The organism is Paraburkholderia sp. GAS33 (genome assembly GCF_050436645.1).
GTDB lineage: Bacteria > Pseudomonadota > Gammaproteobacteria > Burkholderiales > Burkholderiaceae > Paraburkholderia > Paraburkholderia phenazinium_B.
This window is the reverse complement of record NZ_JBNDMP010000001.1, coordinates 318,205-333,962: the sequence shown is the minus strand read 5'-3', so window position 1 is coordinate 333,962 and position 15,758 is coordinate 318,205. Positions and strand designations below refer to the sequence as shown.

The 15,758-nt window shown below is 62.5% G+C and carries 9 protein-coding genes; 2 read left to right on the top strand and 7 right to left on the bottom strand.

Going from position 1 to position 15,758, the window contains the following annotated elements:
• Positions 1–7 precede the first annotated feature (7 nt).
• The 3 genes from P3T24_RS01515 to P3T24_RS01505 form a co-directional block, all read right to left on the bottom strand.
• Complete coding sequence (locus P3T24_RS01515) at positions 8–3,193, bottom strand: efflux RND transporter permease subunit (protein WP_429431778.1); 3,186 nt, start codon at positions 3,191–3,193, stop codon at positions 8–10.
• Between the two features lie 64 nt (positions 3,194–3,257).
• Positions 3,258–4,478, bottom strand: a complete 1,221-nt coding sequence (locus P3T24_RS01510; protein WP_429431775.1) for an efflux RND transporter periplasmic adaptor subunit — start codon at positions 4,476–4,478, stop codon at positions 3,258–3,260.
• Between the two features lie 34 nt (positions 4,479–4,512).
• The gene (locus tag P3T24_RS01505; RefSeq protein ID WP_429431772.1) at positions 4,513–5,388 is read right to left on the bottom strand and encodes an alpha/beta hydrolase; all 876 of its coding nucleotides are present in this window, start codon (positions 5,386–5,388) and stop codon (positions 4,513–4,515) included.
• Positions 5,389–5,582: 194 nt separating this feature from the next.
• On the opposite strand from P3T24_RS01505, the gene P3T24_RS01500 reads away from it, so the two are divergent.
• The gene (locus P3T24_RS01500) at positions 5,583–6,587 is read left to right on the top strand and encodes a LysR family transcriptional regulator (protein ID WP_074269033.1); all 1,005 of its coding nucleotides are present in this window, start codon (positions 5,583–5,585) and stop codon (positions 6,585–6,587) included.
• A 418-nt stretch (positions 6,588–7,005) separates the two neighbouring features.
• Positions 7,006–7,986: an aldo/keto reductase gene (locus tag P3T24_RS01495; protein WP_429408111.1), complete on the top strand. Its 981-nt coding sequence runs from the start codon at positions 7,006–7,008 to the stop codon at positions 7,984–7,986.
• Between the two features lie 98 nt (positions 7,987–8,084).
• On the opposite strand, the gene P3T24_RS01490 is transcribed toward P3T24_RS01495, so the two are convergent.
• From P3T24_RS01490 to P3T24_RS01475, 4 genes are all read right to left on the bottom strand, one after another.
• A complete protein-coding gene (locus tag P3T24_RS01490) occupies positions 8,085–8,999 on the bottom strand; it encodes a cation diffusion facilitator family transporter (protein ID WP_074269035.1) in 915 nt (304 codons plus the stop codon).
• Positions 9,000–9,006: 7 nt separating this feature from the next.
• On the bottom strand, positions 9,007–10,071 hold the full coding sequence (selD, locus tag P3T24_RS01485) for a selenide, water dikinase SelD (protein ID WP_429431769.1): 1,065 nt from the start codon (positions 10,069–10,071) through the stop codon (positions 9,007–9,009).
• 117 nt (positions 10,072–10,188) lie between these two features.
• Positions 10,189–15,024 carry an NAD-glutamate dehydrogenase gene (locus P3T24_RS01480; RefSeq protein WP_429431766.1) on the bottom strand — a complete coding sequence of 1,612 codons (4,836 nt, stop codon included), beginning with the start codon at positions 15,022–15,024 and terminating at the stop codon, positions 10,189–10,191.
• A 146-nt stretch (positions 15,025–15,170) separates the two neighbouring features.
• Positions 15,171–15,716 (bottom strand): DUF3455 domain-containing protein, encoded by a 546-nt coding sequence (locus P3T24_RS01475; RefSeq protein ID WP_083611751.1) that lies wholly within the window; start codon positions 15,714–15,716, stop codon positions 15,171–15,173.
• Positions 15,717–15,758 lie beyond the last annotated feature (42 nt).

The following is a 15,758-nucleotide window of genomic DNA, read 5'->3' as shown; positions in this document are numbered from 1 at the left end:
TTCCTCTTCAAGCGTCCGTGACCGGCAACGCGTAATGCGGCGAGTCCTTTTGCGCGACGTGAACCTTGCCGCCTGCAAGCGTACGCAGCACCACATAGAACACCGGCGTCAGCATCAGACCGAACAGTGTCACGCCCAGCATGCCGAAGAACACCGCGATACCCATCGCGTGGCGCATTTCCGAACCGGCGCCGCTCGACAGCACCAGCGGCACCACGCCCATGATGAAAGCGATCGACGTCATCAGGATCGGGCGCAGCCGCATACGGCTCGCTTCGATCGCCGCGGACAGCGGTGTATGGCCGTCGTGTTCGAGTTCGCGAGCAAACTCGACGATCAGGATCGCGTTCTTCGAGGCCAGCCCCACCAGCACCATCAAGCCGATCTGCGTGAAGATGTTGTTGTCGCCGTGCGTGAGCCAGACCCCGGTCAACGCCGACAATAGACTCATCGGCACAATCAGGATCACCGCGAGCGGCAACGTCAGGCTTTCATACAGGGCGGCCAGCACCAGGAACACCAGCAGCACGCTGATCGGGAACACCCACATGCCCGCATTGCCGGCGATGATCTGCTGATACGTGAGGTCGGTCCATTCGAGTTTCACGCCACGCGGCAAGGTTTCTGCAGCCACCCGTTCAGCCGCGGCTTGCGCCTGGCCCGACGAATAACCCGGAGCGGGTCCACCGTTGATATCGGCAGCCGTATAGCCGTTGTAGCGCACCACCATTTCCGGACCGAACGTCGGCGTCACCGTCACCAGCGACGACAACGGCACCATTTCGCCCGCGGCATTACGCGTCTTCAGTTGGCCGATATCGTCGGCATGCTGACGGAACGGCGCATCCGCTTGCACCCGCACCTGATACACACGGCCAAAGCGGTTGAAGTCGTTCACATACAGCGAGCCCAGATAGATCTGCATCGTGTCGAACACGTCCGTCACCGGCACACCGAGCTGCTTGGCCTTGACGCGGTCCAGGTCCACATTCAGCTGCGGCACGTTGATCTGATAGCTCGAGAAAGTCGGGCCCAGTTCAGGCGTAGTAGCCGCCTTCTTGATGAACGCTTCCGTTGCCTTGTTCAACTCCGCGTAACCCAGCGCACCGTGATCCTCCAACTGCATCTTGAAGCCGCCCAGCGTACCGAGGCCCAGCACCGGCGGCGGTGGGAACACGGCCACGAACGAATCCTTGATCGCGCCGTACTGCTGGTTCAACGCGCCTGCAATGGCGCCGGCGGAGAGCGCCTTGTTGCCGCGCTCCTTGAACGGCTTGAGCGTGACGAACACGATGCCCGCGCTCGAGCTATTGGTGAAGCCATTCACCGACAAGCCCGGAAACTCCACCGCGCTTTCGACACCCGGCTGCTTCAGCGCGATCGCGCTCATATCGCGGATCACCTTTTCGGTGCGGTCGAGCGACGCGCCGTTCGGCAACTGCGCAAACGCGATCAGGTATTCCTTGTCCTGCGCCGGCACGAAGCCGCCCGGCACGATACGCGTGATCAGCACCGTGGCGCCGAGCAGGATCGCGTAGACGGCGAGCATGCCGCCCTTACGTCGCAATACGCCCTGCACGCCCTTGCCATAGCCGGTCGAGCCGCGATGAAACACCTTGTTGAAGCCCTTGAAGAAGCGGCCGAACACCAAGTTCATCCCCCGCGTAAGCCAGTCTTCCTTCGCGCCATGGCCGCGCAGCAGCATGGCGGACAGTGCCGGCGACAACGTCAGCGAATTGAACGCCGAGATCACCGTCGAGATCGCGATGGTCACCGCGAACTGCTTGTAGAACTGACCCGTGAGCCCCGTCATGAACGCGAGCGGTACGAACACGGCGACCAGCGTCAGCGCGATTGCGATAATTGGCCCGCTCACTTCCTGCATGGCCTTGTACGTCGCATCGCGCGCACTCAGCCCGGCCTCGATATTGCGCTCGACGTTCTCCACCACCACGATCGCATCGTCCACCACAATCCCGATCGCGAGCACCATGCCGAACAGCGACAGCGCGTTGATCGAGAAGCCGAACGCCAGCAGCAGCGAGAACGTCCCCACGATCGATACCGGCACCGCAATCAGCGGAATGATCGACGCACGCCACGTCTGCAGGAACACGATCACCACGATCACGACCAGCGCAATCGCTTCGAGCAGTGTGTGAATCACGGCCTCGATACTGGAGCGCACGAACTGCGTCGGGTCATAGACGATCTGGTAATCCACGCCTGCAGGCATGTCTTCCTTCAGTTCCTTCATTTCCGCGCGCACCTGGTCCGAGATCTGGAGCGAGTTCGCGCCCGGCGCCTGGTTAATAGCGAGCGCCACCGCCGACTTGTTGTCGAGCAGCGAACGCAGGCCGTATTCCGACGCAGCCAGCTCGATACGGGCAATGTCGCGCAGATAGGTCACCGCGCCATCCGGGCCGGTCTTGACGATGATGTCGCCGAACTCGCCCGTGGTCTGCAAGCGGCCACGCGCATTCACCGACAACTGCAACTGTGTGCCCGGCAACGACGGTGAGGAACCAATCTGACCGGCAGCCACCTGAATGTTCTGCTCGCGGATCGCGTTAACCACATCAGTTGCGGTCAGGCCGCGCTGCGCCACTTTCTGCGGATCGAGCCACACGCGCATGGCGTAGTCACCCGAGCCCCACAGCTGCACTTCGCCCACGCCCTGAATACGCTCCAGCCGGTCCTTGACGTTCAGCACTGCATAGTTGCGCAGATACGTCATGTCGTACTGGTTGTTCGGCGAGATCAGGTGGACCACCATCGTCAGCGTCGGCGAGCTCTTGATCGTCGTCACGCCCAGACGCTGCACGTCGTCCGGCAGACGCGGCAGCGCCTGGTTGACGCGGTTCTGCACGAGCTGCGTCGCGAGGTCCGGATTGGTACCGAGCTTGAAGGTGACCGTCAGCGTCAGATTGCCGTCGCTATTGGCTTGCGACTGCATATACAGCATGTTTTCCACGCCGTTGATCTGCTCTTCGAGCGGCGACGCTACCGTTTCGGCAATCACCTTCGGGTTGGCCCCCGGATACTGCGCGTGCACCACCACCGAAGGAGGCACGACTTCCGGGTACTCGGAGATCGGCAGCTTGAAGAGCGAAATCACGCCCGCCAGCAGGATCAGGACCGATAGCACGCCCGCGAAGATCGGCCGGTCGATGAAGAATTTGGATATGTTCATGAGAGGCTCTTGAAATTAAAGCGCTGGGATGCGACGCGCAAGCAGCAATCGTTAAGCACCAAGCTCACGAATTGCCCTGCGCTTTCGCATGACCCTGCGTTTGTGCTACCGACGCGCTGTCCGCATCTTCGTCGCCGTTCATCGGCACAGCATGGGCGCGTACCGTTTCGCCCGGCCGCACACGTTGCGTTCCGTTGACGACGATCCGGTCACCGTTTTGCAGACCCGACTTGACGACGCGCAGGCCGCCTTGCATCGCGCCAAGCTGCACCTCGCGGTACACGACCTGATCGCTCTTGTCGACGACGAACACGAACTTCTTGTCCTGATCGGTGCCCACTGCAGCGTCGTCAATCAACAGCGCCGAGTGCGGCGCGCTGCCGCTCACCTTGATGCGGGCGTACAGACCCGGAATCAGTGTGCCGTCCTGATTGTCGAAGCGCGCGCGTACGCGGATCGTGCCGGACGAGGTGTCGAGCTGGTTGTCGACCGAATCGATCACACCGTTGCGCGAGTAGCCCGATTCGTCAGCGAGGCCCAGTTGCACCGGTACTTTGGTGCCGTCCTTCTCGCGGCCGATGTACTCCAGATACGTCTGCTCGTCCGCATCGAACGACGCGTAGATCGGCGATACCGACACCAGCGTCGTCAGCGGCGGCGAACCTGCGCCGGCCGAGACGACGTTGCCCACGGTGATCTCCGCACGCGACACGCGGCCCGACACCGGCGCAATAACCTTGGTGTAGCCAAGGTTAATCTGCGCGGTTTCGAGCGCTGCCTGCGCTGCCTTGACGTTGGCGCTCGCGCCGCGCGCGGCGTTCTGCTTCTCGTCGTAGTCGCGCTTGGCAATGGCGTTATCGCCGATCAGGCGCTGTGCGCGCTCCCAGTCGCTTTGCGTATAACCCGCCTGCGCCTGCGCCGCCGCCAGTTGCGCGGCGGTGCGGTCTACTTCGGCCTGATACGGGCGCGGATCGATCACGAACAGCGTGTCGCCCTTCTTCACCAGCGCGCCATCCTTGAAGTTCACCGAAACGATCGTGCCCGACACCTGCGGACGTACTGCGACCTTCTCGACTGCTTCGAGGCGCCCCGAATAGCTTTGCCAGTCGGTGATGGTTTTCTGGATCACGGCTGCCACGTCCACTTCCGGCACGATGGTCGGCGCGGCGTGGGCGGGCGAACTCGCATCGACGCGAATCGCGCCGAATGTGCCGAGCCCGGCAATGATCACAACGGTCAGAACCGCTAGCGCCAGACGGTGGCGCGAAGGAGAAAAGATAAACATGAAAGGCTCCCGGCGTTTGTTGATTGAAATACGTTTATCGTTGGGTGCGCGCTGCGAGGCGGCACTGGAAAAAGCGCACAGCCTCCTGCAGCGCTTCCGGATGGTCGGCGAGCGCGGCATGCGAGACGCTCGGATAGCGGACCACCTGGGTCGCCACGCCTGCATCGATCAGGCTGCTGGCATATTTCTCGGCCTCGACGTGCAGCACATCGTTCTGCGCAGTCGCGATCAGCGTGGCGGGCAAGCCTGCAAGCCGTGACGACTCGAGAGGCGCGGCATACGGATGCATACGCTGCGAGGCTTGCGGCAGATACGCGCGATAGCACGCTGCGCATTCCTTGGCGGTAATATCGGAGCCAAGCCGCTGTTCGTCGCCAAGGCGCGTGAGACTCGGATCGAGCATCGGGCCGAACAGCGCCTGCGCCGAAATCCGCACGTCGCCACGGTCGCGCGAGATAAAGGCGAGGCAATTGGCGATCTGGCCGCCCGAGTCATGTCCCGCGACGCCGATATGTTTGGTGTTGCCGCCGAACGCCCGTGCGCGGGTCTGCACCCACAGCGCGGCGCGGTGTGCGTCTTCCGGCGCCGTGGGAAACGGAAATTGCGGTGCAAGCGAGTAGCCGACCGAGACGACCAGCGCCGGCAGGTGCTCTGCGAAATAGCGTGCGGCGAAGTCCGCATCGTCCAGCGAGCCGCGCACAAAGCCGCCGCCGTGAAAATAAAGCAGTACTGGCAGTGCGGTTTTGCCCGTCAGGCGGTACAGCCGCAGCTTGATGTCCTGCGCGTGCCCCTCAATCGTCACGTCCGTCACGTCGAGCGCCGCATGTGCCGAACCGACATCGTCCGCCTGAGCAAGGTCAAGCGGTACAAAGGTGTACGGCGAGGAGTACGGCGGTTTGAATGCATTCATGTCGAACGGCGCAATACGCATAGAACTGGAATGGTGCGAATTGTGGGTTCGGCAGACTTCTAAATAAATGCCTATAATCCGGCAACACAATTCGGTACGCCCAAACAATCGAATTCGGCGCCCGGCGAAACCGGGCTAATCCGTGCCTATTCGATTGGCGCTGCGCGCCGCCAGCCCCTTCTTGGAGGTTAGCCATGGACCGTCTCCAGGCCATGCAAGTGTTCACCCGTGTCGTCGACACCAACAGTTTCACGCGTGCCGCGGAGACGCTCGACCTGCCGCGCGCTTCGGTCACCACCATCATCCAGAATCTGGAATCGTTTCTCGGCACACGGCTCATGCACCGCACGACGCGGCGCCTGTCGCTCACGCCGGACGGCGCGGCGTACTACGAGCGCTGCGTGCGAATTCTCGCGGACGTCGAAGAAACCGAAACCAGTTTCCAGAGCGGCAACAAGAAGCCGCACGGCAAGCTGCGCATCGACATGCCGGGCTCGATCGGCCGGCTGCTGGTGATCCCTTCCCTGTGTGAATTCCACACTCGCTACCCGGATATCGACCTGCAACTCGGCCTGACCGACCGCCCGGTCGATCTGCTACAAGAAGGGGTGGATTGCGTGGTGCGGGTCGGCGCGCTGCAGGATTCGTCGCTGGTGGCGCGCCGGATCGGCATCTTCGAAGGCGTGACGTGCGCCGCGCCGGAATATCTGCAGAAGTACGGTACGCCGCTTACGCTCGACGATCTCGAGTCGCATAGTGCGGTGAATTATTTTTCGAGCCGCACTGGCCGCGTGATCGACTGGGCCTTCAAGGTCGACGGCAAGGAAGTCGAAGTAAAAATGAAGGGCACGGTGTCGGTCAACGACGCGGATGCCTACGTCACCTGCGGTCTCGAGGGCTTTGGGCTGATTCAGCCGGCGCTTTTCATGGTGCTGCCGCATCTGCAGTCGGGCCAGCTGGTCGAAGTGCTGCCCGAGATCAAGCCGATGCCCATGCCGATTTCCGCGGTCTATCCGCACAGCCGGCATCTGTCGCCGAAAGTGCGCGTGTTTGTCGACTGGATTGCGGAGCTATTCGACCGCTGCCCGTTGCTGAGCGGCCGCGGCAGTCTCGACACGCCTTGCTCGAAGCGCACCATCGAGGAGCGCGAGTCCGCGCCTACGCTCGATACGCCGGTAATCACGGAGTGGGTGGCCTGATCCGCCCCGCAATACAGATGACGACAATCGCGGCCTCCACACTGCGATTGCCGCCATTGTTCTGAATTCACAACAATTCATTTCGCCGATCCGCCGTTTATCCGCGCGTCGCGAAAGCCTACAGTTCACCCTGTCGCAGCGCCATCGTGCGCCGCAAACGAATCGACAGGAGTGAATCATGAATCCATCCGAACTCGACCATTGGGACAGCGATACGCCAGTCTGGACGCCGTTCCGCTCGACGCAGCACTGAGGGCCGGTCACCCGCGTTTAGCTCTTGCGTGCCTGTGGCACTGCAGTGTTGGCGATTTTCAAATATGCTTAAAAGAGGCATGCGACCGCATCATGCATGCGGTCGCGCCGCTTGTTGCATTTGAAAGTCCGTACAACACATCGGCATTACACACAGGAGCGTGACATGGAGTATGTGAAACTGGGCCGCACAGGCCTCGATGTCTCTCGACTTTGCCTCGGTTGCATGAGCTACGGTGTATCGGACCGGGGCAACCATGAGTGGACACTCGGCGAGAGCGATTCGCGCCCGTTCATCAAGCAGGCGCTGGACCACGGCATCAACTTCTTCGATACGGCCAACGTCTATTCCGACGGCACCAGCGAAGAGATTGTCGGCCGCGCGCTGAAGGACATGGCCAGGCGCGACGAGATCGTGCTCGCCACCAAGGTTCACGGCCGCATGCATGCCGGCGCAAACGGCATGGGCCTGTCGCGCAAGGCGATCATGGCTGAAATCGATGCGAGCCTGCGGCGTCTCGGCACGGACTATGTGGACCTGTATCAGATCCACCGCTGGGACTACACCACGCCGATCGAAGAAACCATGGAAGCGCTGCACGACGTCGTGAAAGCGGGCAAGGCACGCTATATCGGTGCGTCGTCGATGTATGCGTGGCAGTTCTCGAAGGCACTGCACGTTGCAGAAAAACACGGCTGGACCCGCTTCGTGACGATGCAGAATTACGTGAACCTGCTGTATCGCGAGGAAGAGCGCGAGATGCTGCCGCTCTGCGCCAGCGAAGGAATCGGCGTGATTCCGTGGAGCCCGCTTGCCCGTGGACGTCTGACGCGTGACTGGAACACCAGCAGCGCGCGCTCGGAGACCGACGAATTCGGCCGTACGCTGTATGCGAAGACGGAAGACGCGGACCGCCGCATCGTCGAACGGGTTGGGGAGATCGCGGCAGCCCGCGGTGTACCTCGTGCGCAGGTTGCATTGGCATGGGTTCTGCAAAAGAGCGTGATCAGTGCGCCGATTGTGGGCGCGACCAAAGCGCATCACCTTGACGATGCGGTTGCGGCGCTTTCGCTCAAACTGAGTGCGGAAGAGATCAAGCAGCTCGAAGAGCTGTACGTGCCACACGAAGTGACCGGTTTCAAGTAAGCCACGGCACGGCATTGCACGCGGCGCCGTGCCGCGTGCGTGCTCGCTTCGCGCTTAGCCTGGATGGGGCTGATCGTGTCTGGCAGGATAACTGACGATCAGCCCCGTTGATCGCGCGGCACGTCCGGCTCGAAAAACACCCAGCGCACCTGCGGAAACGTTTCCTGCAGATCGGCTTCGATCACATTGATCGCGTCGACCATCGCGCGGCCGCTCGGATACGCGATCATCTCGGCCTGCACCGCGACCACGACTTCGCGGCCCCATTGGAGGGTAATCAGATTGATGATGCCGCGAATCTCGGGCCGCGCCCGTAGATGAGCTTCGATGGCACGCCGCACTTCCGGGCTCGCCGACTCGCCGACGATCATCGATTTCACTTCGCGCGCCACGAGCCACGCGATCACCATCAGCAATACGCCAACGCCGATTGAGCCAAATGCGTCGAAGGCCGGATTGCCGGTGATCATTGTCAGCAGAACGGCCACGAATGCAATCGCAAGACCCATCAGTGCCGCGATATCCTCGCCGGCTACGACCAGCAGATCCGATTCGCGCGTTTCGCGAAACCAGCGCCACATGGATTTATCCGGATGCGTCTTGCGAATCTCCCTGACCGCACCCGCAAGCGACAACGATTCGAGCACGACCGAGACACCCAGTACAGCCAGCGCCAGGTAAGCGTGCGACAACGGTTCGCGCTCAAACAGCCGGTGCACGCCCTCGTAGACGGAAAACGCGCCGCCGACAAAGAACAGCAGCAAGGCGACCAGTAGCGAGTAAAAATTGATTTCGCGCCCAGCGCCCATCGGATGCAACGGACTGGGCGGCTTGCGCGCCTCGCGCAGACCGAACAGCAGCAGAAGCTGATTGCCACAGTCGGCGCTCGAGTGAATGGCCTCGGCGAACATCGAGCCGGACTGCGTGAAGATCGCAGCGGCGAACTTGAAAACGGCAATCCCGATGTTTGCGGCGAGGGCGTAAAAGATGGCTTTCGGCGATTCTTCTTTCATCGTTCGATCACGCCACCTCGACGCGCGGCGTGCCGTCGCGCATCTCACCAATCACTACCGCGCGATCGAAGCCGTCGGCGCGGAAAATCGCCAGCACGTCATCGACGCTTTCCGGCGTGCAGGAGACCAGCAGACCGCCTGACGTTTGCGGATCGGTGAGCAACGCGCGAGCGCGCTCTGGCAGTCCCGCGCTTAAACCGACGCTCTCGCCATACGAAGCCCAGTTGCGCCCCGACGCGCCGGTAATCACGCCCGCATCCGCGAACGCTTCGACACCGGTGAGCCACGGCAGGTCTGCATAGCGCAGATGGGCGCTCAGCCCGGCCCCGCGCGCCAGCTCTAGCGTATGTCCAAGCAGGCCGAAGCCCGTGACGTCGGTCAGTGCATGCACGCCCGGCAATGCCGCGAGATCGGTCCCGGGGCGGTTCAGCTTGGTGGTGTTCGCAATCATCTCGCGGTAGCCTGCGTCGCCGAGCTGGTTCTTTTTCAGTGCCGCGGACAACACACCCACGCCGAGCGGCTTGCCGAGCACCAGCACGTCGCCGGCGCGAGCCCCCGCGTTGCGCTTGACGCGCTGCGGATGGATCACGCCCAGCGCGGCGAGACCGTAGATCGGCTCGACGGAATCGATCGAATGACCCCCAGCCACCGGAATACCCGCCTGCGTGCAGACATCTTCACCGCCGCGCAGCACCGCCGCGATCACGTCGTGCGGCAACACGTTGATTGGCATGCCGACCAGCGCGAGCGCGAGAATCGGCTTGCCGCCCATTGCATATACGTCGGAGAGCGCATTGGTCGCCGCAATGCGGCCGAAATCGTACGGATCGTCGACAATCGGCATGAAGAAATCGGTGGTGGCGATAATCGCCTGCTCATCGTTCAGGCGGTACACAGCGGCATCGTCGGCGGTCTCGGTGCCGACCAGCAGGTCGGGAAACGCCGGTAGCGGCACACTGCGCTTGAGCAGATCGGCCAGCACGCCCGGCGCAATCTTGCAGCCGCAGCCGCCGCCATGCGAAAGGCTCGTGAGGCGCGGCACAGCGGGATTCGATGCTACGTGATCGGTCATGGCGGGTTCAAGGCGGAATGGCAAGAGTCGCTATTATGGGCAATCAGGGTGTCATGCGTCCAACTCCCCTCTACGAGCCCCCGACAGCCGCCTTTACCTCGCCGTTGCCGGCCACCTTCAGGTCCGCTCCAACAGCGCCATTTCCCGCACGATCACAAGCAGCACCGAGAGGCTCGAACCGCCCGATGCGCGCAGGTCGGCAACCAGTCGCGCATAACGCTCGAGCGGCGCCGCACGTTGAGCTTGCCATCGTTCGACCAGCTCGTCCGGCGTCGACGATTCCGTGGCGCCCGCCAGCGCGCTCGTCGTCAGGGCACGCTTGAGGCGAGCCAGTTCGGCGAGCGCGGCGGCGCGCGCGAGCATGTCCCAATGCGTCGGCGCAGGCAGCGCGTTGGCGCGTTCGGCGATCCAGCCATAGTTGAGCTGCGTGCCGAGCGCAAAATACACCCCTGCCACGAGTTCAAGATTCTTGCCGCAGGTGGCCGCCACCTCGGCGATATCGAGCAAGGCCGCGGAGATTTCGCCGCTCGCCACCCGCACCGCCAGTTCGCTGTCGACGCCGGCGTCCACCAGAATCCGCTGCCGTTCCATCAGCGCTTCCAGATCGGCGGCGGGCAGCAATGCAGGCCATTGCGACGCGAGCCGCTGCGCGGCATCGCGGCAACGCGCCAGCAGATCGGTCACGTCGACGACGGCGCCCGATTGCAGTTGCCGCAAGAACCACAGCGCGGTTCGCTCCACGAGTCGCGCTACCTCGACGAACATGCGCGCCTGAACATCGTCGGCCACGCGGTTATCGAGCGCATCGATGCTGTGCCACACGTCGTCCAGATCGAAGACGTCGCGCGCCATGATGCAGGCCCGCACGATCTCGCCCGGCTGCGCGTCAGTCTCTTCCATAAGCCGGTGCACGAATTCACAGCCCACGCGGTTGACAAGCGCGTTGGTCAGATACGTGGCGAGAATCTCGCGCCTTAGCGGATGGCGCTGTATCGGCTCCCTGAAGCGGTGGCGCAACGGTTTCGGAAAATAGTCGATCAGCATGCTGCTGACCAACGGATCTTCCGGCATATCGGATTCAAGCAGCGCGTCGTACAGCCACATCTTGCTGTAGGCAAGCAGGACCGCGCGCTCCGGTGAGGTCAGGCCTTGCTTGGCCGCCTGCCGCTCGGCGATTTCCTCGTCGGTCGGCAAGAACTCGATCACGCGATTCAAACGCCCCGCCCGTTCGAGCCAGCGCATGAAACGTGTTTCGGCGTCGAACAGTTCGATACTGTAGCGGCCCGCGATCGACAACGCCTGGGTCTGATAGTAGTTGTCCTGCAGGACCAGAAGTCCGACTTCGTCGGTCATGTCGGCAAGCTGCGCGTTACGCTGCTTTTCGGTCATCTCGCCATCTTTCACGACGAGGCCGAGCAGAATCTTGATGTTGACTTCGTGATCCGAACAATCCACGCCGGCCGAATTGTCGATTGCGTCGGTGTTGATGCGGCCACCGCGCAATGCGAACTCGATCCGCCCGAGGTGCGTGAGTCCCAGGTTACCGCCCTCCGCCACCACCTTGCAGCGCAGATCCGCGCCGTTCACGCGCAACGCGTCGTTGGTGCGGTCGCCGACCTGCGCATGCGTCTCGCGGCTCGCCTTCACGTAGGTGCCGACGCCGCCGTTGTAGAGCAGATCCACCGGCGCCTGCAGAATCGCGCGGATCAGTTCGTTCGGCGGCAGCGCGGCGGCATTGATGCCAAGTATGGCCTGCATCGCAGCCGACACCGGAACGGTCTTGGCCGTACGCGGAAATACGCCACCGCCGGCCGAGATCAGCGTCGGATCGTAGTCGGCCCAGCTTGAGCGCTCGAGGATAAAGAGGCGCCCACGCTCGGCCAGACTGGCGCCCGGATCGGGGTTCGGGTCGAGAAAGATATGACGATGGTCGAACGCGGCCACGAGCTTGATATGCGGCGACAGCAGCATGCCGTTGCCGAACACATCGCCCGACATATCGCCGATACCCACCACCGTAAAGTCCATCGTCTGGGTGTCGACGCCCATCTCACGGAAATGCCGCTTCACCGATTCCCAGGCGCCGCGCGCGGTGATTGCCATCTTCTTGTGGTCGTAACCGACCGAGCCGCCCGAAGCAAACGCGTCGTCGAGCCAGAATCCGTACTCCTGAGAAATTGCGTTCGCATAGTCGGAGAACGTGGCCGTGCCCTTGTCCGCGGCCACCACCAGATACGGGTCGTCGCCATCGTGCCGCACCACGTCGGGCGGCGGCACGATATCGGTGCCGGCCAGGTTATCGGTCAGATCCAGCAGGCCGCGCAGGAAGGTCTGATAGCAGGCGATGCCTTCGCGCATCCACGCTTCGCGGTCGCCGGGCGGCGGCGGGTTCTTCACGACGAAGCCACCCTTCGAGCCCACCGGCACGATCACCACGTTCTTCACCATTTGCGCTTTCATCAGGCCGAGGACTTCCGTACGGAAATCCTCACGCCGGTCGGACCAGCGCAGGCCACCGCGCGCGGCTCGCCCTCCTCTCAGGTGCACGCCTTCGACGCGTGGCGCGTACACCCAGATCTCGAACATCGGCTTGGGCTCAGGCAAGCCCGGCACATGCGCCGGATTGAACTTGAACGATAGATATGGCTTGGGGCGCCCCTCCCCGTCGTGCCGGTAGTAATTCGTGCGCTGGGTGGCCTTGATTACGCCGAGAAACTGCCGCAGAATGCGGTCCTCGTCAAGATTCGGCACCTGGTCGAGCGCGCTATCGATCCACTTGAGCAGCAATTCCACACGCTGCTCGCGCGTGTCGCCCAGCGACGGGTCGAAGCGCGCCACGAACAGTTCGACGAGCTTGCGGGCAATCGTGGGATTGCCGGTCAGTGCGCGTTCGATGTAGGCATCGCTGAAGGTCGAACCGACCTGCCGCAGATACTTCGCATAGGCACGCAAGATCGTCACTTCACGCGCCGCCAGTTGCGCACGCAGCACGAGCCGGTTGAAGTCGTCGCTTTCGATCTCGCCGGTCCAGACCTGCTGGAACGCATCCTCAAAGAGGTTTTTCACACGCTCGATATCGAATTCGGCATCGTCCGCGAGTTCGAGGCCGAAGTCATGGACCCATGCGGGCGTCGCGTTCAGCGCTTCAATCAGATAGGGACGCTCTTCATCGACTCGCACGCCGAGATGCTCGAGCATCGGTAGACTGCGTGACAAGGCGATCGGATGCCCCGCGCGGTACACCTTGAAGCGAAACGCACGCGGGCCGGATTCGATCGGCCGGTACAGATTCATGGCGATGCGCTCGCTGCCCTGAAGTCGCTCGATCAGTTCGATATCGCGCACCGCCGTGCGGGCCGGATAGTCGTCGCGGTAGCCGGCCGGAAACGAATCGGCGTAGTGCTGCAACAGACGGTTGCCCTGTTCTTCGCCAAACGCATCGATCAGCGCATCGGCCAGATCGTCCTGCCAGCGGCGCGTCACCTGCACGAGCCGTGCTTCGAGCTCGCGGGTGTCCACATCCGGCATCGCGCCAGGCTCGGCATGCACGACGAAGTGAATCCGCGCGAGAGTCGACTCCGAAAGCAAGGGGGTGAACTCGACGCTGGCGCCGTTGAATGCCTCCATAAGCAGGTTGGCAATGCGGCGCCGCAAGTCGGTGTTGTACTTGTCGCGCGGCACGAAGACGAGGCACGACACGAAGCGATCGAACCGGTCGCGCCGTACGAACAGGCGGGTGCGCTGATGCTCCTGCAAACGCAGCACGCCAAGCGCGATGTCGTAGAGCTGGTCTTCTTCGGCCTGAAACAGTTCGTCGCGCGGATAGGTCTCCAGCACCGTCACCAGCGACTTCGCGAGGTGCCCCTTCGGCAAAAAGCCGGCGCGACGCACGATATTGGCGCATTTACGGCGCACGATAGGTATTTCGGACGCCGATACGATATACGCCGTCGACGTATACAGCCCGATAAAACGGCGCTCGCCGATGATCTTGCCATCCGCGCCGGTCAGCTTGATACCCACGTAATCGAGGTATCCGGGCCGATGCACAGTGGCACGCGAATTCGCTTTGGTCAAAAAGATCGGCGAGGGACCCGTGATGATCTGTGCGGCGGCGGCCGGCAACGGCGTGACATCGGCGGCGCCCACCGGCCGCAGCGCATCGCGCAGAATGCCAAGGCCCGAATCCGGCAGAGGACGCAGGCCAAAGCCCACGTCATGCGAAACCAGTTCATAGTCGCGCTGCCCGAGAAACGTGAAGTGGTCGTCCACCATCCACTCAAGGAAGGCACGCGCTTCCGCGCCTTCGACGCCGGTGTCGCGCAACTTCATGTCCTTGATGGTGCCGCGCGCAATTGCAACGATCTTCGGCCAGTCTTCCACTGCCGCACGCACGTCGCCCAAGACCTTGGCAATATCGTCCCTGAGCGAGTCGAGCTTGGCGGCGTCGCCGCAACGATCTACTTCGAAGTGGATGAAGGACGCGAGTTGCGACTGCGTGTCGGCCGCATCTTCCGCACCCTGGCCGACGCGCACGATACTGCCGTCGGCGCCGCGCCAGATGCGGAACACCGGGTGCACGACCGAATGCAAGGCAAGCCCGAGCCGGTTGACCGCCATCGACACCGAATCGACAAGGAACGGCATGTCGTCATTGACGATCTCGATGACAGTGTGATCGGAATGCCAGCCGTGCTGTTCGAGAATCGGGTTATAGACGCGCAATCGTTCGCTGCCGGGAACGAAGCGCTGGGCGGTTTGCCAATGCGCGAGTGCCGCGCCGTAGAGGTCGGCGATTGCGCGACTTTGCAGATCGTCGGCGTCGACGAAATCGTAGTAGTGCCGCAGAAAGGGATCGACGATTGCGAATGTCGGTTCGGGCAATCGCCCGCGTGCGAATTCGATGACGTCGTTCAGCAGGTGCGCAACGGATTCTTCGTTCTTCGCTTGCATGATCTCCTCCACAGCGGGCGGCAATCGACTGCATCGTGATACGAATTATGCGCCAGATAGTTGAAAGTCAATGTGCATCCGCACATCGACTTTCAGATGAACGCTTACTAAGGTGTCGCCCCAGGTGGCAAACCGATTGCGAGGTCTCAGCCGAGAAACACGTATTCGGCTATATATGGACTGCGCCCTTCCTGTCCTTCCTGCGTGCAGGGTCCGCTTGGCGCGACACCGCCATGCGTGTCGAGACGTTGCACGTAGCGCACCGTAGAAAGCAGGCCAGGACCACCGGCATTAGTCGCCCGCAGCAGCAGAAGAGGGATGCTGCCGGCCTGATCGGTATTCGGCGCTTGCTGGAGTACCGCGCCGGTGATCCTGCTGCCGTCCGCTGCAGCCCATGAGGGGCCCGCGCTATGCGTGACGATCAGTGTGCCCGATGCGTCGTACAGCTCGGCGCTCGGCGCCTTGAACGCCCAGGACAAATTGTTGCTGGCGTCGCGCTTGCACGTGTAGATCTGCGTGCCGCTCGCCTTGAGTGCTGCGACGACATGGGTCGCTTCGCCTGGGGTCAGGGAAGCAGGAATGGTGGCCTGGGCGAACGCTGCGCTCAGGCAGGCGGCGTTGCAGGCGAGCGCCAGCGAAGCGGTTGTAAAGACACGCGCCAGGGAACGGCGCGAGGCGATTCGTGAAAACATGCAGTGATCTCCTTGTGAGCCCAGTAAGCCCGGTCAGGCTGG

What these genes read in the sequence shown, in the direction of transcription:
- P3T24_RS01515 (WP_429431778.1), bottom strand. Translation starts at nt 3,193, where the DNA reads ATGAACATATCCAAATTCTTCATCGACCGGCCGATCTTCGCGGGCGTG.
- P3T24_RS01510 (WP_429431775.1), bottom strand. Translation starts at nt 4,478, where the DNA reads ATGTTTATCTTTTCTCCTTCGCGCCACCGTCTGGCGCTAGCGGTTCTG.
- P3T24_RS01505 (WP_429431772.1), bottom strand. Translation starts at nt 5,388, where the DNA reads ATGAATGCATTCAAACCGCCGTACTCCTCGCCGTACACCTTTGTACCG.
- P3T24_RS01500 (WP_074269033.1), top strand. Translation starts at nt 5,583, where the DNA reads ATGGACCGTCTCCAGGCCATGCAAGTGTTCACCCGTGTCGTCGACACC.
- P3T24_RS01495 (WP_429408111.1), top strand. Translation starts at nt 7,006, where the DNA reads ATGGAGTATGTGAAACTGGGCCGCACAGGCCTCGATGTCTCTCGACTT.
- P3T24_RS01490 (WP_074269035.1), bottom strand. Translation starts at nt 8,999, where the DNA reads ATGAAAGAAGAATCGCCGAAAGCCATCTTTTACGCCCTCGCCGCAAAC.
- selD (WP_429431769.1), bottom strand. Translation starts at nt 10,071, where the DNA reads ATGACCGATCACGTAGCATCGAATCCCGCTGTGCCGCGCCTCACGAGC.
- P3T24_RS01480 (WP_429431766.1), bottom strand. Translation starts at nt 15,024, where the DNA reads ATGCAAGCGAAGAACGAAGAATCCGTTGCGCACCTGCTGAACGACGTC.
- P3T24_RS01475 (WP_083611751.1), bottom strand. Translation starts at nt 15,716, where the DNA reads ATGTTTTCACGAATCGCCTCGCGCCGTTCCCTGGCGCGTGTCTTTACA.